The following is a 14,528-nucleotide window of genomic DNA, read 5'->3' on the forward strand; positions in this document are numbered from 1 at the left end:
CCGATGATAGTGCGGATTCCCGTGTGAAAGTAGGTCATCGTCAGGCTTTTATTCCCAAACCCCCTCAGTCTCCGACTGCGGGGGTTTTGCTTTTGTCACTCGTTATGCTTAGTGCATGGTTCAAAAGGGTGTGATATGCAGTTGCAAGATATGTTGTACTCGCAAGGCTTTGGAATTCGCCGTGTGTGCTCAGGCCTGGTGCAGCAGGGCTGGGTGCAGTTATGGAGTAGAGATACCGAAGAGTGGTTGCAGGTGACGGATTCGACTGCAGAAGTAGAGCCAGAGGGCCTGCGCTTCAAGGTACAGGGCCTGGAGTGGGAATACCATGCTTTAGGCTATGTCCTGCTGAACAAGCCTGGGGGCACGGAATGCTCGCAAAAACCATCGTCCTATCCGAGTATCTATACTCTGTTGCCTGCGCCGCTGCGCAATCGTCCCAACAAGAATGCGATTCAAGGTGTGCAGGCTGTAGGGCGGCTGGATCAGGACACAACGGGCATGCTGCTTCTGAGCGATGATGGTCAGTTCATTCATCGCATGAGCTCTCCAAAAAAGCACGTACCCAAGGTGTACCAGGTGGCTGCCAAGCATGCAGTGACCAATCAGCAGATTGAGAGATTGCTGGCGGGCGTAGTGCTGGACGATGACCCAAAACCTGTAAAGGCTGCGGCATGTGTCAAGACTGGTGACAATGCATTGAGCCTGACGCTGACGGAGGGGAAGTACCACCAGGTCAAGCGGATGTTGGCTGCGGTGGGAAACCGTGTGGAAGGGCTGCACCGCTCCCAGATCGGTGGATTGTATTTGCCTGAGGATCTGCAACCTGGCCAGTGGCGTTGGCTGACTGCACAAGAACTGGCTTTGTTGAAGCCATAAGCACGCTTTAATGCAAGGGGGCTCGTTTCTGTGCCATGGCCCGCTCAAACAGAGACAGGTACAGAGGAGCTACTGCCGAGATGTGGTAGCGCTTACCCGTTTCGATGGCGGCCTGGGCGTAACGCGCGCGCCTTGCAGGGTCTGCACGTAGCTGCTGTATGGCTGCGATCCAGCTGTCGTCGCTGTCTGGCAGCAGCAAGCCATTGACATCATTTTGGATCAGCTCGGGGATGAAGCCCCAGTTGGAGCCAATCACGCATCCGCCACGCGCCAGGATTTCCATCAGTCCCCAATTGGCTACGCCATACCGCAGTGGGTAGAGGAACAGGTCAACGCCGCGAAGCATCTGTGCAAATTCTGCATAAAGCAGACGGCCTGGGAACTCGATCACTTTTGCGGCTGGATAGACTTTCAGCAAGTGGTCTCGGAAGCTGGCTACTTTTCCTTGGTATTTGCGCTCTACCCATTGCTGCTCATAGCCATAGGTTGCGGCAGTCGGATCACCAATTGCCAGAAAGCGTGTGTTGCGCCCATGGCCTTCTCGAACCAGGCGGTCTACCAGCCGGATGTAGGTTTCCAAGCCTTTGGCACTGGAGAGATCACGTGCCGAAAAGGCGATGGTGAAAGCCTGTTCAGATGCCGTACAAGGCCTGTCGGCCGGTGTTGCTGGTTCAATATCAAACCCTTCAAATTGCACCGCAATGCGGTCTTGCAGCAGAGGTGGAAACATGGAGCGCGCGTGGGCGCTGGGCACAATGGTCAGGTCGCTGCACAGCACCTGGTGAAAATGCAGCATTTTCGTATTCCGATCGCTTTGGCGCTGGGCCGCGTCAGGGGGGTAGGCTGCGTCCCAGCCGTGCGCCAGATAGCTCGGAAATTCGATGTAGCTGATGATGGCGGCATCGATTTCGCCGTATAGCCAGTTGGGGACTCCCTACAACGAATGCGCAACGACCAGATCGATTTTGCGGCCTTGTTTATTTTCAAAATCTTTCAAGGCGGCGAGTACACCTCGGCAAATACGGGCGGAGCGTTCCACCTTGCTGGAGTAGTAGTAGCTTTGTGGCTCAACGATCTTGCCATCCGGCTGAAAAGACAAAAGGTGATCACATTGCGCTTCGTGCTTGGCTTTGTGGCCCGGCGTGGTCATGAACCAGGCGTCGGCCATTTTCTGGTCTCGAAGGTAGCTGCACAGCAGGCTGTATTGGCTGGGGTAGACGGCGCCGACGAAGACGATCAAAGGTTGGCTAGGCATGCGAAAGATTTTCGCTCTCTATTTGATAGCATTTGACGGACAACAGATGTACGCTGGTGGTTGGATTATTAGAAGTTGCCAAGAGGTGCAGTGACGGTAACAGGCACTTCCGGTTCTCCGTCGCTGATCTGGTACTTGCGCATTTTTTCCCAGAGCACTTTGCGGCTGATACCCAGTTGCTGGGCAGTCTGGAGCCGTTTCCAGTCATTGGCATTGAGCGCTGCAATGATGCGGTTGCGCTCTTCCTGGTCCCAGTTGCTGCGATCGGCCAGGAGTGGCTGCTGGTCCTCGATTTCAGGAGGGAATGTGGTTGCCGACAGAATTTGCGCCTGGCGCAGGATTCGTTCGGTTGCCCCGTTGGCCAGCCAGTCCTGGGTCTGTCTTGCGGCCACGCCAATGCGTTCGGTGAGATTGCGCAGCTCGCGCACATTGCCGGGAAAGTGCATCTGCGCAATCATGTCCATGATGAAAAATGGCGGCTCTCCCAACTGCTCCATCAGTTCTTTACCTACCACGTTGCGCAAGATGGAATGGAATATCGCCAGCTTGTCGGCTTCTCCCCGCTCTTCCAGGCTGGGAATCTGAAGTTCGATCACCGCCAGGCGAAAGAACAGGTCCGCGCGGAATTTGCCTTCATGAACAAGGTTGCGCAGCGACTTGTTGGTCGCCGCCACCAGGCGGAAATCGACTCGCACCGCAGATGCGGAGCCCAGACGCGTGACCGTCCGCTCTTCCAGCACCCGCAGTAGCTTGACCTGCTGGTAGATGGGCAGATCGGCAATTTCATCCAGAAACAGCGTGCCGCCATTGGCCTGTTCAAAAAAGCCTTTGTGGGCTGTTACAGCCCCCGTGAATGAGCCTTTTGCATGTCCGAAGAACAATGATTCGAACAGACCATCCGGGATCGCTCCGCAGTTGACCACCACGAAGGGGCCCTGGCCGTAATGCGTATTGCGCTCATGCAGGCGCTCGGCAATGCGCTCCTTGCCGGTACCGGTCTCGCCAAAGATCAGCACGCTATGCTCACAGTCGGCAAACGTATCGGCGTCGTGCAGCAAGCGTTGCATGCACTCTGCCACTGCAATGATGTCATCCGAACGTTGGATTTGCCGCTGGGTGCTTTGCAGGCGACGCAGAATGCGCATCAGCATGGCGCGCAGTTCCGCGCCGGTGAAGTCAAATGGCAACACATGCGAGTACTCGGTGGCATAGCTGCCGGCACTGCTGCCGCGCAGGCTTGAGCTGACCCACAAAACGGGCATGCCGCCGTAACTGCCTTCTACACCTTGGCGGGTGAACCGCGCACCTTCCAGCACCGACACGCTCACCACGGCAATCGCATTGCCACCGTCCTGCACGCTCGCGAAAGTGGACAGGCCATCGGCCCGAACCACCTGCACATCCATGTTGAGCATGCAGCGTTCCACACGTTCGGCGATATCGGCTTGGCCTTCCCAGACGTAGATGACCAAATCGCTTGAATTCACTATTTCGATTCTCCTATTTCAATCGTGCTCGTATCGAGAGATTTCTCTGTTCAGTAAACAAGCTGTGCGTTGCCGCAACCCACGGATTTGACATTGACGTCGTTGAGGCCCAACTCAATCCCCAACAGATCGCGTAGCACTGGGCCCGCCAATAGATTTCCCAGTGGATCGAGGATTGCCTTGAGGACATCCAGCAGGGGTGCGAGCAGCACTTGAAGAAAGTTCTTGGGCTTATTGTTGTTGGGCTTTTTCAGGAGTTCTTCACTCAGCTTGTTCCGAATGCATTGGTTGAAGGCTGCGGAGGAGTTGCCTGCACTGGTAAGGCAGGAGCCGGCTCCTATGTATTTGGGCACCAGCAGGCCTCCATCGACGCGGCCAACGCTGTCTCCCCAGGTTTTCCATTCATTGGTTTGCCAGCAAAGAAAGGGGATGCCAAGCAGACACCCTTGTCCGGATCGATCGATGTCTGCACTGAGACGGTTCACCAATGCGCTCGTGTCATAGGCGCCTGGAATTGCCGGGATATGAATTCCGAGGTTGACTTTGGGCAGCGAGGGCAATGCGTTAGGGCCGGTGCCGATGTAGTAGTCAGCCATGGTCTGTGCGGCTTGCTGGTTCTCTGCCGGTGTCCATTGCGATTCGTTGGGTGCCCCGAGCAAATTGCCAACCAGTCGCAACAACTCACTGACCAAGCTTGACAAGGTAGTGCCCAGATTCAGGCTGTTGCCATTGGTGCGCCATGTATCACCGGCTTTCATGGCTGGAGATGTGTACGTGTTTTGAAGGGCATCGACATTGACGTGGTCTCTGATCTTGATGAGCCCCAGAACGCTGACCAGATCCTCGCTCTGAATGGTTTCGCAGATGGGTGTGCGTGTGGAAAACGGGTTTCCTGCAGCTTTGCCGATACAGGCATTGGCGATGGATGCATCCACGCGGAGGGTGGCCGTGCTGTCCTTTCCGGGCACTTTGCAGCTGATGTCTTGTACGGTGGCCTTGGCGCGTGCCACATCTATGAATATGGGCAACTTGATCCTGGTGCCCAGCAGCTGCAGCAGTCCTCCGAGCACGCCGCCGCTGGTGTCTACATCGGCATAGAGGCGAACCTGCGCGTTGTAGGCAGTAGCGCCAACGCCGCCCAGGCCGATTGATGGAGGCTCAATGACGCCAGCTTTGACTTGTAGCAAATTGGGCAGAATTCCGGGTATCTGTATGCCCAGACCAGGTACGGAGACGCCGCGGCCCGACGTGCCTACGCCAATGGCTGCCGTAACGACGTCCAAGACGTCCAATTGCACATCGAGGGCGGAGGCGGTGGTGCCATCGGGCGCATGAATGCCGGCAAAGATACCTGGGCCTCCAGGGCCGCTACCCAGCGGAATTTCGAGGTTGAGTGCGTCAATGCCCATCTGCAGACCCAAGAGGCGCAATATCTCGGCATTCAACGCCAGTAGCTCGGTGTGGCCGCCCAGGGTCAAAGCGGTGTTCAACAGATCGCCCAGGGAGACTTTTTTTGCAGCCAGCAAATCGTTGAGGTCGACCACAGAGAGATTGGTGTCGAGCGGCAGTCCCAGTGCCTTGAGCAAGCCACTGGCTGAAATTTTTGCGCCCACAAGGCCTTCATAGCCGCCTGCCGCGACGCATGGATTGCCGATGCCGACGATTTTCAGCAGTTGTACCAATGGGGCTAACTGCTGGTTGCAGCCCACATTGAGCAGCGTTGTTCCTACCGAGAAATTGACCAGGGGCTCGTTGAACTTTGCTACGGCTTCTGCGCTGATGGTGCGGCTCCAGGGGCCGGGTAGCAGGATGGGAGACTTGCCTTGGACGAAGGCATGTGCGGCATTGAGGGGCCCGTTGGCACCGAAGTGAAGAGGTGCTGCATGCTTGATTGGATCCCAGTTGCCGCAAGTGATGGCTGTATTGGCTTGATCGATGGCGAGAGCAGCGGGCCAGTTGTCCTGGATGCTGTTTCGACCCTTGAGCTGGCAATTGGCAGAGCCGCCTTCGCCATAATCCAGCCCGCGTACGGCCTCAAGGGCCGCCAGATCCGCAATGCGCTGCAGATCGCGCTTTGCGTAGTACATATAGCCCACATCCACGATGCCGAGGATGGCAATCAGCACGCCGAGGATCAGCGCGAATTGAACGAGGATGCTGCCATCCTGGCGCATGGAGCGATGGATTTGCGACGGTGCTTGAGGTTGTGGCCGGTAGATCATGGCGTGCTCCTGCCATCCAGCTGAAAAGAAACCAGGGAGGAGGCTTGCAGACGCGCCGGCTCCACCAGCGCCCATCCACCTGGCTTGACGGGTTGAGGCTGTCCCCCAGCGTTGCCAAACAGGGGCGGAAGCTGGTAGGAGACGTTGAGGCGAGCCTGGCTGGCACTGACAGTCAGCGTAATGGAGGCAGCCTGTTGCGGATTTCCAGGAATACCGCTGTTTTGCAGGCTGCGCTTGACCACGTCTTCAGCCGCAGCCTGGATGGTGTGCGTTTCAGACTCCTTGGTAATGTCATAGGCACTGAAGGTGCCGTAGATCAGGTTCTGCACCATACGCGCTCCGTCGCCGGTGGCCCGTGCAACGGATTGCTGCGCCTGCAGCACGCGCCAGTACACCAGAATGCCCAGCAGCATCAGTACCATCAGCATGGCGATGAGGGCAAATTCAATCGATGCCGCTCCGCCATGGGTCAGTGAGTAACGTGAAGATCGAGGTGCCAAGTGGGCCATGTCACATCCCTCCTTGATCGACAAGAATGCTTGCGCTGGCCGAGAGTGTGGCTGGGTTGAGGAGGTCCATGCCGAACATGCGCAGACCAGGTGCCAGCGGCGAAGTTCCGTAGGGAATGGAAAAATCCAGGCGCACCATGCAGCGCTCATTCACTGCAACGCCGCATGTCAGATCTGCGGGGCAATAATCCAGATTGCCGACCCGGCAGACGCGCACATTGACGGAGCTTTCCGTTGGTGCCAGGGCGGCAGGTAGCCAGCCGAGCCTTTGAACCACGACTTTCTGCGCAGTTACCAGCCGGGTGTTTGGGGAGGGCTGATAGCGCAGGGCGGCTCGGGCACCGTCCTCTGCGGCAAACTGCATGGACTCCCGCACTAAAAATGCCAGTCCGTAGCTCACGATGGAGTACAGCAGCATAAAGAACACCGGGAAAATGATGGCCCATTCCAGCGCATAGACGCCGCGCTCGCGGCCTGGGCGCCGGCCGGTAGCATATGTCTGTTGCATGGCATCGTCTCCTGGGCGATTGGTCGGTGGGCCTGGGAGGCACCATCACTTCTTGACATCGAGGCCAGTATCGAATTTTTCCGGAATCGCGGTATCAAAGCTCTTGAGATACCGCTGGTAGCTGCGCCGCGCCTGCTCGGCATCGATATGGCGGGCTCGCTCTCCATGGGCATTGCGTTGCATGTCCAGCAGGCTGTCAGTGGCATAGCCAACGTCGGTGCGGTACTGGTACCCCGACGAGGTGGCAACCGCTGACTCGTTCAGTCTGGGTGTTCTGCGGATATCGGCTGGCTGCTCCGTCAGCTCCATCTGCTCTGATGCGGGCGCTGAAGGCGCTGGCGTGCTGTTTTGGGCCAGGACACTCCCAGTAGCCAATATCAGCCCCAATATGGGAGCAGTTGGCAGGAGACGGGTGCTGTGGGGCAGGAGTGGAGCGGACATGGCTTATGTTCCTCAGGGTTGCTTTTCTACAGCCGCGCTGGCGGTTGCCTGTGGGGTTGCGGCCATTGCCTGGCCTGATTGCTGAAGTGCATGGGGCTGCTTGGCCATCGCCGATTGCACCGTAGCCAACTGCTGTTGCAGGGTCTGGATGGATGTCGCATTCACAAGTGCAGGAATGTTTTTGGCCTGCGGCTGCTGCAGGCGCTGCAGCAATTGCGAGGCCCGGTCATGTGCTCCGGCCGCCAGCAGGTACAAGGCCAGGTTCAACTGGACGCGCGCATTGCTGGGCGCCAGCTGCGCGGCCTGCATGATGGGGAGTTGCGCCTGGGGCAACTGGCCCGCCAGCATGTGGGCGTAGGCCAGATCGCTCAGCGCATCGGCATCAATGGGGTTGAGTGCACGTGCCTGCTCCAGTTGCGTGATGGCCTCGGGCAATTGCCCCTGGCTGGCATGCAGCAGACCCAAGCCACGGCGAGCCCGGGCTACCATGCTGGCATCCGCATGGCTGAGCAGGCTTTCGTAAGTGCTTTGAGCCTGGGGCCATTGGTTGGTGTTGCGCAAGGCATCTGCCTTGAGCAAGCGCAGCTGGGGTGTGGCGCCATACTGCCGCTCAAAGGCGTCGGTGTGCGCCAGTGACGCATACCATTGGTTCGCCTGCTGCATCTGTGCAATCAGATTCAGATAGGTTTGCTGCGAATCGACCTGTGTCGATTGTTCCGCCTTTTCCAATTGCTGTTGTGCCTGTGCTGCGGTGCCTGCCTCAGCCACGCCATAGCCTTGGGGAGGTTTGGAGGCACAGCCCGTCAACAGCAAGAGGCCATAGCAAAGCGCAAGGGCGCGAGGCAGAGCACGGTAGTGATGGGGTTTGCGGTAGTGCAGCATTTATCGGCCTCCCATGGCGGACAGTGAGCGGATGACCGCCGTAAAACCCGGCCCGGCGGTGATGACGAGAAGTGCCGGCAGCAATGTGAGAACCATCACCCCCGTCATCTTGACGGTGATGGTTCCAATCTTCTCCTTGAAGCTGGCCTGGCGTTTTTCGCGCAGCCGGATGCTGAATTCCTTGAGAGGCTCCTGTACAGCCCCGCCGTGCCGGTCTACCTGCACCAGCAAATTGACGACGGCATTCATGTCGTCATCGGCACCCAGGTAGGACAGGCGCTGCAAGGATTGCTCTCGGGTACGGCCGGAGTTATACAGACGGTTTGCCAGCGTCAGCTCCGTGCTGATGACGCGCAGCACACTGCCAAATTCAGAGGCGAGGATCTGCAGGCTCTGATCGATGCTGAGCCCCACACCTTGCAGCAGGCGCAGCAGATCCACAAACAGGGGCAGCTCTTCTACCACTTGCGCGCGCCGCTTGGCTGCCTTGGAGCGGACGATCCATTTGGGCAGCATGATGCCCAGTGCAAACGGGATGAAGCCTACCAGCAGCGCTTTGAGACCTGAGGGCTGCAGAATCAAAAGGGCGAGTGCAGGCAGGCAGACGGCGAGTACGGCGCGGCTCACGATATAAAGAAGACCTCCGCGCGGAAGATCAAACCCTGCCTGGTCCAGCAATTTGCGGTCTTCGTCAGCCAGCAGCGCTTTGGCGATGCCCGTCTCCAGCCATGCAGGAGGGCGGATGCTGTCGGCTACGGAGGCTGCCTCATTGCCAGGCTTGCTGCCGGGCGCTGGCGTCGTGCCCAGTCCAGGGATGGGGAATGGCGGGGTGCCTGCAACATTGGTTTCGCGTGTCTGCAGGATTTTTTCTACCTGGGCTTGGGCCTGGGATGCGCGGCGAACGCGCCACAACAGCCCTGCCGCCATCAGTCCAATGGCAATGGAAGCGAATACCAGGCTCATGATCCACAGCTGTTGCGGGGTCATAGCGGCTCCTTTGCCGTGCCATGGGGCCAGGGTGATGCAATGGCGGCAGGGCGGTGGATGCGGCGGGCTTGGTGCATGGCGTGTATCACTTCAGGCGGGCCAGTCTGTAGAGCAGAAAGGAGCCGGCCACTTGCAAGCCACCGGCAACAAAGATCAGCTTCTGCCCGGTGGAATCGTTCCACATGCGCATGAAATACCCTTCGTTGAGCACCATGATCAAGGTGCCTACCACGATAGGCAGCAGGGCAAGAACCCAGGCAGACAGCCGTACTTCGGTGGAGAGGGCATGCAGTTCCCGCTCGGCAGATTGGCGGTCCCGGATATAGGCTGATACGCGCTCCAGCACCAGATCGGCGCGCCCGCCGTAGCGGGTGCTCATGCGAAAGACTGCGGCCAGCAGGCCAAACTCGGGCAGGCCCCACATACGCTCGAGTTGGCCCATCGCCTGGCCGAGGTCTGGTGAGATGTTGAGTGAGGCACTGACATGCTGCAGTGCGCCGCCCAGTGGCTCGGGGACGTTGTTGCAGGCAAGCTGAAAGGAGGCGTGTGGGGAATTGCCGATGGAAATGAGGCGCACCACGTTGTCCAGGAATGCTGGCAACTGGGAAAGCATCTTGGCGCGGCGGCGATTGAGACGCATGGCTATGCCAAAACACGAGAGCAGTACCAGCACCAGCAGTACCGCCGCTCCCATGGCCAGCCCGCCATGCGAGGCCGCAAGCACCGTAAGAGTCAGACCGATGCAGCCCAGCAGCAGGAGGGTGCGCGGTGCGATGCCCCAGGCCTCATAGCCCACGAAATCCTCCAGCCTCTGCCAGACGGAGGATTCCTGTAGCCTCGCACCCACTGCCACACCGGGATCAATGCTGGAGCCGGGCATGGGCAAGGGGGATGCCTGCATTTCGCGCTGAATATCCAGATTGCGTTGCAGATTGTCTTGCAGAGCTTTGCGGGTGTCGCCACTGCGCGCGCGTGCAAACAGCCACAGCGCCAAAGCCAGCAGGATGCAAGCGAGGGCAGCCAGGATCAGAATGGCGGGCGCAAGCGTTGTCATCGCATGCCCCCTGTCTGCTGCTGAGCACGCCACCAGCTCAAGAGCTTGGGCGAGTGGGGCGAGATGCCCATTGATGTCCAGTTGTCGATTTCCTGGCCGTCCGCACCTATCTGTGGCTCATAGCGGTACAGCTCCTGCATGGAAATGACGTTGTCGGTCATGCCCGTCACTTCGGTCAGAGAGAGCAGGCGGCGCCTGCCGTTGGACAGGCGACCGATCTGGACAATGAAATCCACCGCATTGGCAATCTGTCGGCGCAGGCTCACTTCACTGCCCTGGAATCCTGCAAACCCTGCCAGCATCTCGGCGCGGTACAGGCACTCGCGGGGCGAGCTTGCATGGATCGTACCCATTGAGCCGTCATGGCCGGTATTCATGGCCTGCAATAGTTCCAGCACTTCGCCACTGCGCACTTCGCCAACAATGATGCGGTCGGGGCGCATGCGCAGGCTGTTGATCAGCAGATCGCGGATGCTGACGTGGCCGCTGCCGTCGAAGCTGCCGGGGCGGCTCTCCAGCCTGACGACATGGGTGTGGTTGAGAGAGAGCTCGGCGGTGTCCTCGATGGTCACGATCCGTTCGCTGCTGGGGATGAAGTGAGCAAGCGCATTGAGCAGCGAAGTCTTGCCAGAGCTGGTACCGCCACTCACCAGAATATTGCAGCGTGCCTGCACTGCCATCTCCAGAATGCGGCAGATGTCTTCGTTGAAGGTGCCCAGGCGCACCAGTTCTTTGGGTGTGAGCGGGTCCTTGCGAAATTTTCGGATCGACACCGAGGGCCCGTCGATAGCCAAGGGCGCAATGATGACGTTGATACGGCCGCCTTCGGGCAGGCGCGCATCCACCATGGGGCTGGATTCGTCCAACCTGCGGCCCAGGGGTGCCAGAATGCGGCGCACAATGCGCAACACATGCTCGTCGTCCTTGAAGTGCGAGGGCTCGCGTTGCAAAACACCGCCGCGCGATACATATACCACTTCGGACCCGTTGATGAGGATGTCCTCCACTCGTGGGTCTTCCAGCAGCGGCTGCAAGGGCCCCAGTCCAGTGAGCTCGCGTGTCAATGCATGAGCCACCAACTGCGCTTCTGCCTCATTGACCGGCACTGCGTGCAAGCGGATGTAGCTGTCGAGCTCCAGCGTCACGAACTGCGCTATTGCCGCCTGCGACCAGCGGCCAAACTCGGCTCCCAGCTCCTCGATGCGGCTGAGCAGGTGCTCGTAGGCACTGTTTTTCAGGTCGGCAAACAGGGCGCTGCGCTCAAACTCGCTGACGGCCGCCGGTGCTACAGGGGGAAATGTAGTGGTTGTCATGGGCGGCTCAATGTTTTTTCAGACGTTGCAGCCAACCAGACCAGGGGCTGGCTGGGACGAGGGCATAGGGCGCTGCCGCTGGGTGGTGTGTGGCCAGCAGTTGGCGCAGCAAGCCATCGAGCGCCTGCACATAGGGCTCGCGCTTGGGTTGCAGTGGCAGCAGGGCTCCCAGATTGACAACTTGGGCCAATTCGCGCCGCCGCTCTGGAATGACCCCCAGCAGGGGCAGTTGCAGTTGCTTGGACATTTGCTGCGCGCTTAGCTCCAAGCGGGGGTCGTGCCGGCTCACCACCAATTGCAGCCGGTCGCGGTCAATCTGGTGGGCTTCGAGCTGCTGGAGCAACTCGGTAGTCCAGACGACGCTGGCGACGCTCTGGTCGCACAGAATCCAGATATCGCTGGCACTGGGCAGCAGCTCCAATGTCAGTTGCAGTGACGCTGCAGCGCCCAGGTCGAGCACAATATGTTCAAAATACTGACCAAGGCGTGAGAGCAGCGCGTCGACATCCGCCGCTGCCAGGGGTTGAATCGGGCGTGGCTGCGTCAGCAGGCGCAGGCCACTGCCGTGGCGGGCCAATGCGCTTTGGGCCATGCGTCTGTCCATACGCCGATGCTGGCTGACGGCATCACCAAAACTGAATTCGCCCGGGGTGTTGAGATAGATGGCGCAGTCCCCACCCGGGGTGCCCATCTCCATCAGCAGGCAGGACAGGTTTTCTGCGTCGTCGCCGTGCAGGCCATTGGCGGTTGTATGAGAGGCCAGGCGCTGCTGCAAATACCACGCCAGATGGCTGGCTGCCAGGCTGCAGCCCAGTCCAGCGCGGGCAGACAGCAGGGCGGTGACGGGTGCCTTGTGGCGACTGGGTTCTGCCACAGGCGGCTGGCTGAGAAAGTGTGCAATGGTTTGCTGGGCGCTGTCGAGCGGGCCGTCCATGTCCAGAAAATCCTGCACGCCGCACCGCAGTGCGGCAAGCATGCATTGCGGGTCGTTGCTGTGGCCCAGTGCCACACGGGGAATATGGGGGAACACGGTTTGCAGCTGCGTCGCCATGGCCACTGCGGGGTCCAGGGCACCAGGAATGAACTGAATCAATATGGCCTGGGGCTGCTGGCGGTGCACCGCATCAAAGAGATTGTCCTGAAAGCGCATGCCATACAGCTCCGCGCCATTGAGCACTTGATGCATCCAGGTGTGCACCAATGCGCCATCGCTGCCATTGCCGTGTACCAATACCAGCGGCACCCGCCGCAGCGGCTCCACTGGAGGCGCTGGCGCGGTCAGCGCAGAGTCTTGCTGCGTATCTACCGAGCCGCCTGGAGATGTCGTTCCTATCGAGGAGAAGTGCTCCGGGTTGCTTCGCAGGAAGGGCATGGAAACGACATCTGCCCCCGCGTCTGGTTGCGCGGGTGGCCGCACGGACAGCAGATCAGCCAGTGATGGTGTCGCCGCAGGTGCTGCAGCTGGTGTGGGGGCAAGGGATTCGCTGTTCATGGCGTCAGTACGAAAAGCCTGGCAAAGCTGCGCTACCGGGAGGTGTGCCCAGCATGTAAGGAGCCCATACATTGCGGGCGTTGCGCTGCTCGGAGCTGGCGCCAGGCAGCATCGCTTCCAGGTTGGTGTTGGCGGGCAGTGGCTGCACGAGCCGCGGCGTGACGATGATCACGAGCTCTGTCTCGTCTTGCGTGTAATTGAGATTCTTGAAGAAGGTGCCCAGGATGGGCAGATCGCCCAGCAGCGGCACTTTGCTGACGCTGGACATGGTGTTGCGGCTGACGAGGCCGCCAATGACGAAGCTCTCTCCGTCGGCCAACTCCACCATGGTGTCTGCACGGCGGGTGCGTAGCGCGGGTACCGTGATGCCGCTGATGGTGACGCCATTGGTGTAATCCAGATCACTGGCCTCTGGCGCCACCTTCAATGCAATGCGCTCATCGGACAGGATGGTGGGCGTGAGCTGCAGCTTGACGCCGAACTCCTTGTACTGGATGGAGATGTTGTTGCTGGCGCTGCTGGGCACCGGAATCGGAATTTCTCCGCCTGCCAGAAAGCTTGCGCTCTGACCGGTGTGAGCCACGAGCGTGGGCTTGGCCAATACGCGGGCCAGGCCATTGCCTTCGAGAAAACCCAGCTGCGCGGTAATGCCCGCACCACTGAACGCCCTGCCAAAGCCCAGCACCAGGTTCATGGCGCTGGCGATGGCCGATGTCCCGCCCGACCCCGATCCAGATTCGGAGCCAGAGCCGCCTGTGCTGCCTGAGCCGGTACCACCGCCAGAGCTGCCATTGTTGCCACCACCGCTTCCGCTGCCCGGGGTGAAGACGCCAAATTGGAACCCATGGTTATTGGGACCACCACTTTGCAGGTTGACGCCTGCGCGGCGCAGCGCGTTTTTCTTGAACTCCACCACCTGTACATCTACTTGTACGGTGTTGCTGGCCACCTCAATCTGTGACCGATCTTCCAGCACCGTTCCCTTGGCGGCACCGGAGCTGGCAAGGGCTACGGCATGGGCGTGCTCCGGCAAGCTGGAGAGGCGGCGTTCAAGCAACAGGTGCGGGTTGTTGACACGCACCAGCCAATGCTGTGCTTCGCCCTTGACTGGCCAGACAACAAGGGTGGTCTGACCAGGGGATTTGGGTGTCAGCAGCAATTGGGCTGCGTTTTTGGTGGCAGGGCTGCTCAGATCGCGCAGCACTTTGGCGTCGAGCACATTGGGGTCGCCCACGGCAATACGCGCCACGGCAGTGCTGTGGGGCAGCAACTGCTGTCTGCCCACCGTCAACTCCAGCGGCGTTGCCTTGTCCCGTTGCGCATCGTATGGAGCGTTGTCGCTGCGTACGGTCTCAGCCGAGGGCAATTGTGCCGCCACGGGCAGAGCCAGGCTGGCAAGACTTGCACCAAACAGGCTGGTGATCAGATGAAGCGTTGCAGTGTGCGTAGTAGGTGTCATATTGCTGGCCTCCAGCCTTAGGCAATGCGGGTTTTATTGTTTT

Annotated in this window: 14 protein-coding genes; 2 read left to right on the top strand and 12 right to left on the bottom strand. The window is 59.5% G+C overall.

The features are described 5' to 3' along the window. The first annotated feature begins 135 nt into the window (after positions 1–135). Complete coding sequence (locus HNP33_RS14600) at positions 136–876, top strand: 16S rRNA pseudouridine(516) synthase (protein WP_184709828.1); 741 nt, start codon at positions 136–138, stop codon at positions 874–876. 7 nt (positions 877–883) lie between these two features. Here HNP33_RS14600 and HNP33_RS14605 read toward each other — a convergent pair whose 3' ends face one another. Beyond that, positions 884–1,783, bottom strand: a complete 900-nt coding sequence (locus HNP33_RS14605; RefSeq protein WP_325064944.1) for a glycosyltransferase — start codon at positions 1,781–1,783, stop codon at positions 884–886. Between the two features lie 36 nt (positions 1,784–1,819). On the opposite strand from HNP33_RS14605, the gene HNP33_RS21090 reads away from it, so the two are divergent. Further along, positions 1,820–2,167 carry a hypothetical protein gene (locus HNP33_RS21090; protein ID WP_233464537.1) on the top strand — a complete coding sequence of 116 codons (348 nt, stop codon included), beginning with the start codon at positions 1,820–1,822 and terminating at the stop codon, positions 2,165–2,167. Between the two features lie 32 nt (positions 2,168–2,199). Here HNP33_RS21090 and HNP33_RS14610 read toward each other — a convergent pair whose 3' ends face one another. The 11 genes from HNP33_RS14610 to HNP33_RS14660 all read right to left on the bottom strand — a co-directional run bounded on the left by HNP33_RS14610 (position 2,200) and on the right by HNP33_RS14660 (position 14,485). After that, on the bottom strand, positions 2,200–3,618 hold the full coding sequence (locus HNP33_RS14610; RefSeq protein ID WP_184709826.1) for a sigma 54-interacting transcriptional regulator: 1,419 nt from the start codon (positions 3,616–3,618) through the stop codon (positions 2,200–2,202). 50 nt (positions 3,619–3,668) lie between these two features. Continuing rightward, the gene (locus HNP33_RS14615) at positions 3,669–5,840 is read right to left on the bottom strand and encodes a pilus assembly protein TadG-related protein (RefSeq protein WP_184709824.1); all 2,172 of its coding nucleotides are present in this window, start codon (positions 5,838–5,840) and stop codon (positions 3,669–3,671) included. Next, positions 5,837–6,349: a TadE family protein gene (locus tag HNP33_RS14620; protein ID WP_184709822.1), complete on the bottom strand. Its 513-nt coding sequence runs from the start codon at positions 6,347–6,349 to the stop codon at positions 5,837–5,839. The genes HNP33_RS14615 and HNP33_RS14620 overlap by 4 nt, the downstream gene beginning before the upstream one ends. 1 nt (position 6,350) lies before the next feature. After that, positions 6,351–6,857: a TadE/TadG family type IV pilus assembly protein gene (locus HNP33_RS14625; protein WP_184709820.1), complete on the bottom strand. Its 507-nt coding sequence runs from the start codon at positions 6,855–6,857 to the stop codon at positions 6,351–6,353. 45 nt (positions 6,858–6,902) lie between these two features. Beyond that, entirely contained in the window at positions 6,903–7,298 is a 396-nt protein-coding gene (locus tag HNP33_RS14630; protein WP_184709818.1) for a DUF3613 domain-containing protein, read from the bottom strand. Positions 7,299–7,310: 12 nt separating this feature from the next. Further along, on the bottom strand, positions 7,311–8,180 hold the full coding sequence (locus HNP33_RS14635) for a tetratricopeptide repeat protein (protein WP_184709816.1): 870 nt from the start codon (positions 8,178–8,180) through the stop codon (positions 7,311–7,313). Beyond that, entirely contained in the window at positions 8,181–9,167 is a 987-nt protein-coding gene (locus tag HNP33_RS14640) for a type II secretion system F family protein (RefSeq protein WP_184709814.1), read from the bottom strand. Between the two features lie 85 nt (positions 9,168–9,252). Further along, complete coding sequence (locus tag HNP33_RS14645; protein ID WP_184709812.1) at positions 9,253–10,221, bottom strand: type II secretion system F family protein; 969 nt, start codon at positions 10,219–10,221, stop codon at positions 9,253–9,255. Then, a complete protein-coding gene (locus HNP33_RS14650) occupies positions 10,218–11,534 on the bottom strand; it encodes a CpaF family protein (protein WP_184709810.1) in 1,317 nt (438 codons plus the stop codon). The genes HNP33_RS14645 and HNP33_RS14650 overlap by 4 nt, the downstream gene beginning before the upstream one ends. 7 nt (positions 11,535–11,541) lie before the next feature. Continuing rightward, complete coding sequence (locus HNP33_RS14655) at positions 11,542–13,026, bottom strand: AAA family ATPase (RefSeq protein ID WP_184709808.1); 1,485 nt, start codon at positions 13,024–13,026, stop codon at positions 11,542–11,544. A 4-nt stretch (positions 13,027–13,030) separates the two neighbouring features. After that, the gene (locus tag HNP33_RS14660) at positions 13,031–14,485 is read right to left on the bottom strand and encodes a type II and III secretion system protein family protein (protein WP_184709806.1); all 1,455 of its coding nucleotides are present in this window, start codon (positions 14,483–14,485) and stop codon (positions 13,031–13,033) included. Between the last annotated feature and the right edge of the window lie 43 nt (positions 14,486–14,528).

The sequence above is a fragment of the Comamonas odontotermitis genome, assembly GCF_014207855.1.
In the GTDB taxonomy this organism is placed as follows: Bacteria; Pseudomonadota; Gammaproteobacteria; order Burkholderiales; family Burkholderiaceae_C; genus Comamonas; species Comamonas odontotermitis_A.

Bases quoted from the DNA above. Each gene is read 5' to 3' on its own strand.
- HNP33_RS14645 (WP_184709812.1), bottom strand. From the start codon at position 10,221: ATGACAACGCTTGCGCCCGCCATTCTGATCCTGGCTGCCCTCGCTTGC.
- HNP33_RS14660 (WP_184709806.1), bottom strand. From the start codon at position 14,485: ATGACACCTACTACGCACACTGCAACGCTTCATCTGATCACCAGCCTG.
- HNP33_RS14630 (WP_184709818.1), bottom strand. From the start codon at position 7,298: ATGTCCGCTCCACTCCTGCCCCACAGCACCCGTCTCCTGCCAACTGCT.
- HNP33_RS14640 (WP_184709814.1), bottom strand. From the start codon at position 9,167: ATGACCCCGCAACAGCTGTGGATCATGAGCCTGGTATTCGCTTCCATT.
- HNP33_RS14615 (WP_184709824.1), bottom strand. From the start codon at position 5,840: ATGATCTACCGGCCACAACCTCAAGCACCGTCGCAAATCCATCGCTCC.
- HNP33_RS14625 (WP_184709820.1), bottom strand. From the start codon at position 6,857: ATGCAACAGACATATGCTACCGGCCGGCGCCCAGGCCGCGAGCGCGGC.
- HNP33_RS21090 (WP_233464537.1), top strand. From the start codon at position 1,820: ATGCGCAACGACCAGATCGATTTTGCGGCCTTGTTTATTTTCAAAATC.
- HNP33_RS14635 (WP_184709816.1), bottom strand. From the start codon at position 8,180: ATGCTGCACTACCGCAAACCCCATCACTACCGTGCTCTGCCTCGCGCC.
- HNP33_RS14620 (WP_184709822.1), bottom strand. From the start codon at position 6,349: ATGGCCCACTTGGCACCTCGATCTTCACGTTACTCACTGACCCATGGC.
- HNP33_RS14600 (WP_184709828.1), top strand. From the start codon at position 136: ATGCAGTTGCAAGATATGTTGTACTCGCAAGGCTTTGGAATTCGCCGT.
- HNP33_RS14655 (WP_184709808.1), bottom strand. From the start codon at position 13,026: ATGAACAGCGAATCCCTTGCCCCCACACCAGCTGCAGCACCTGCGGCG.
- HNP33_RS14650 (WP_184709810.1), bottom strand. From the start codon at position 11,534: ATGACAACCACTACATTTCCCCCTGTAGCACCGGCGGCCGTCAGCGAG.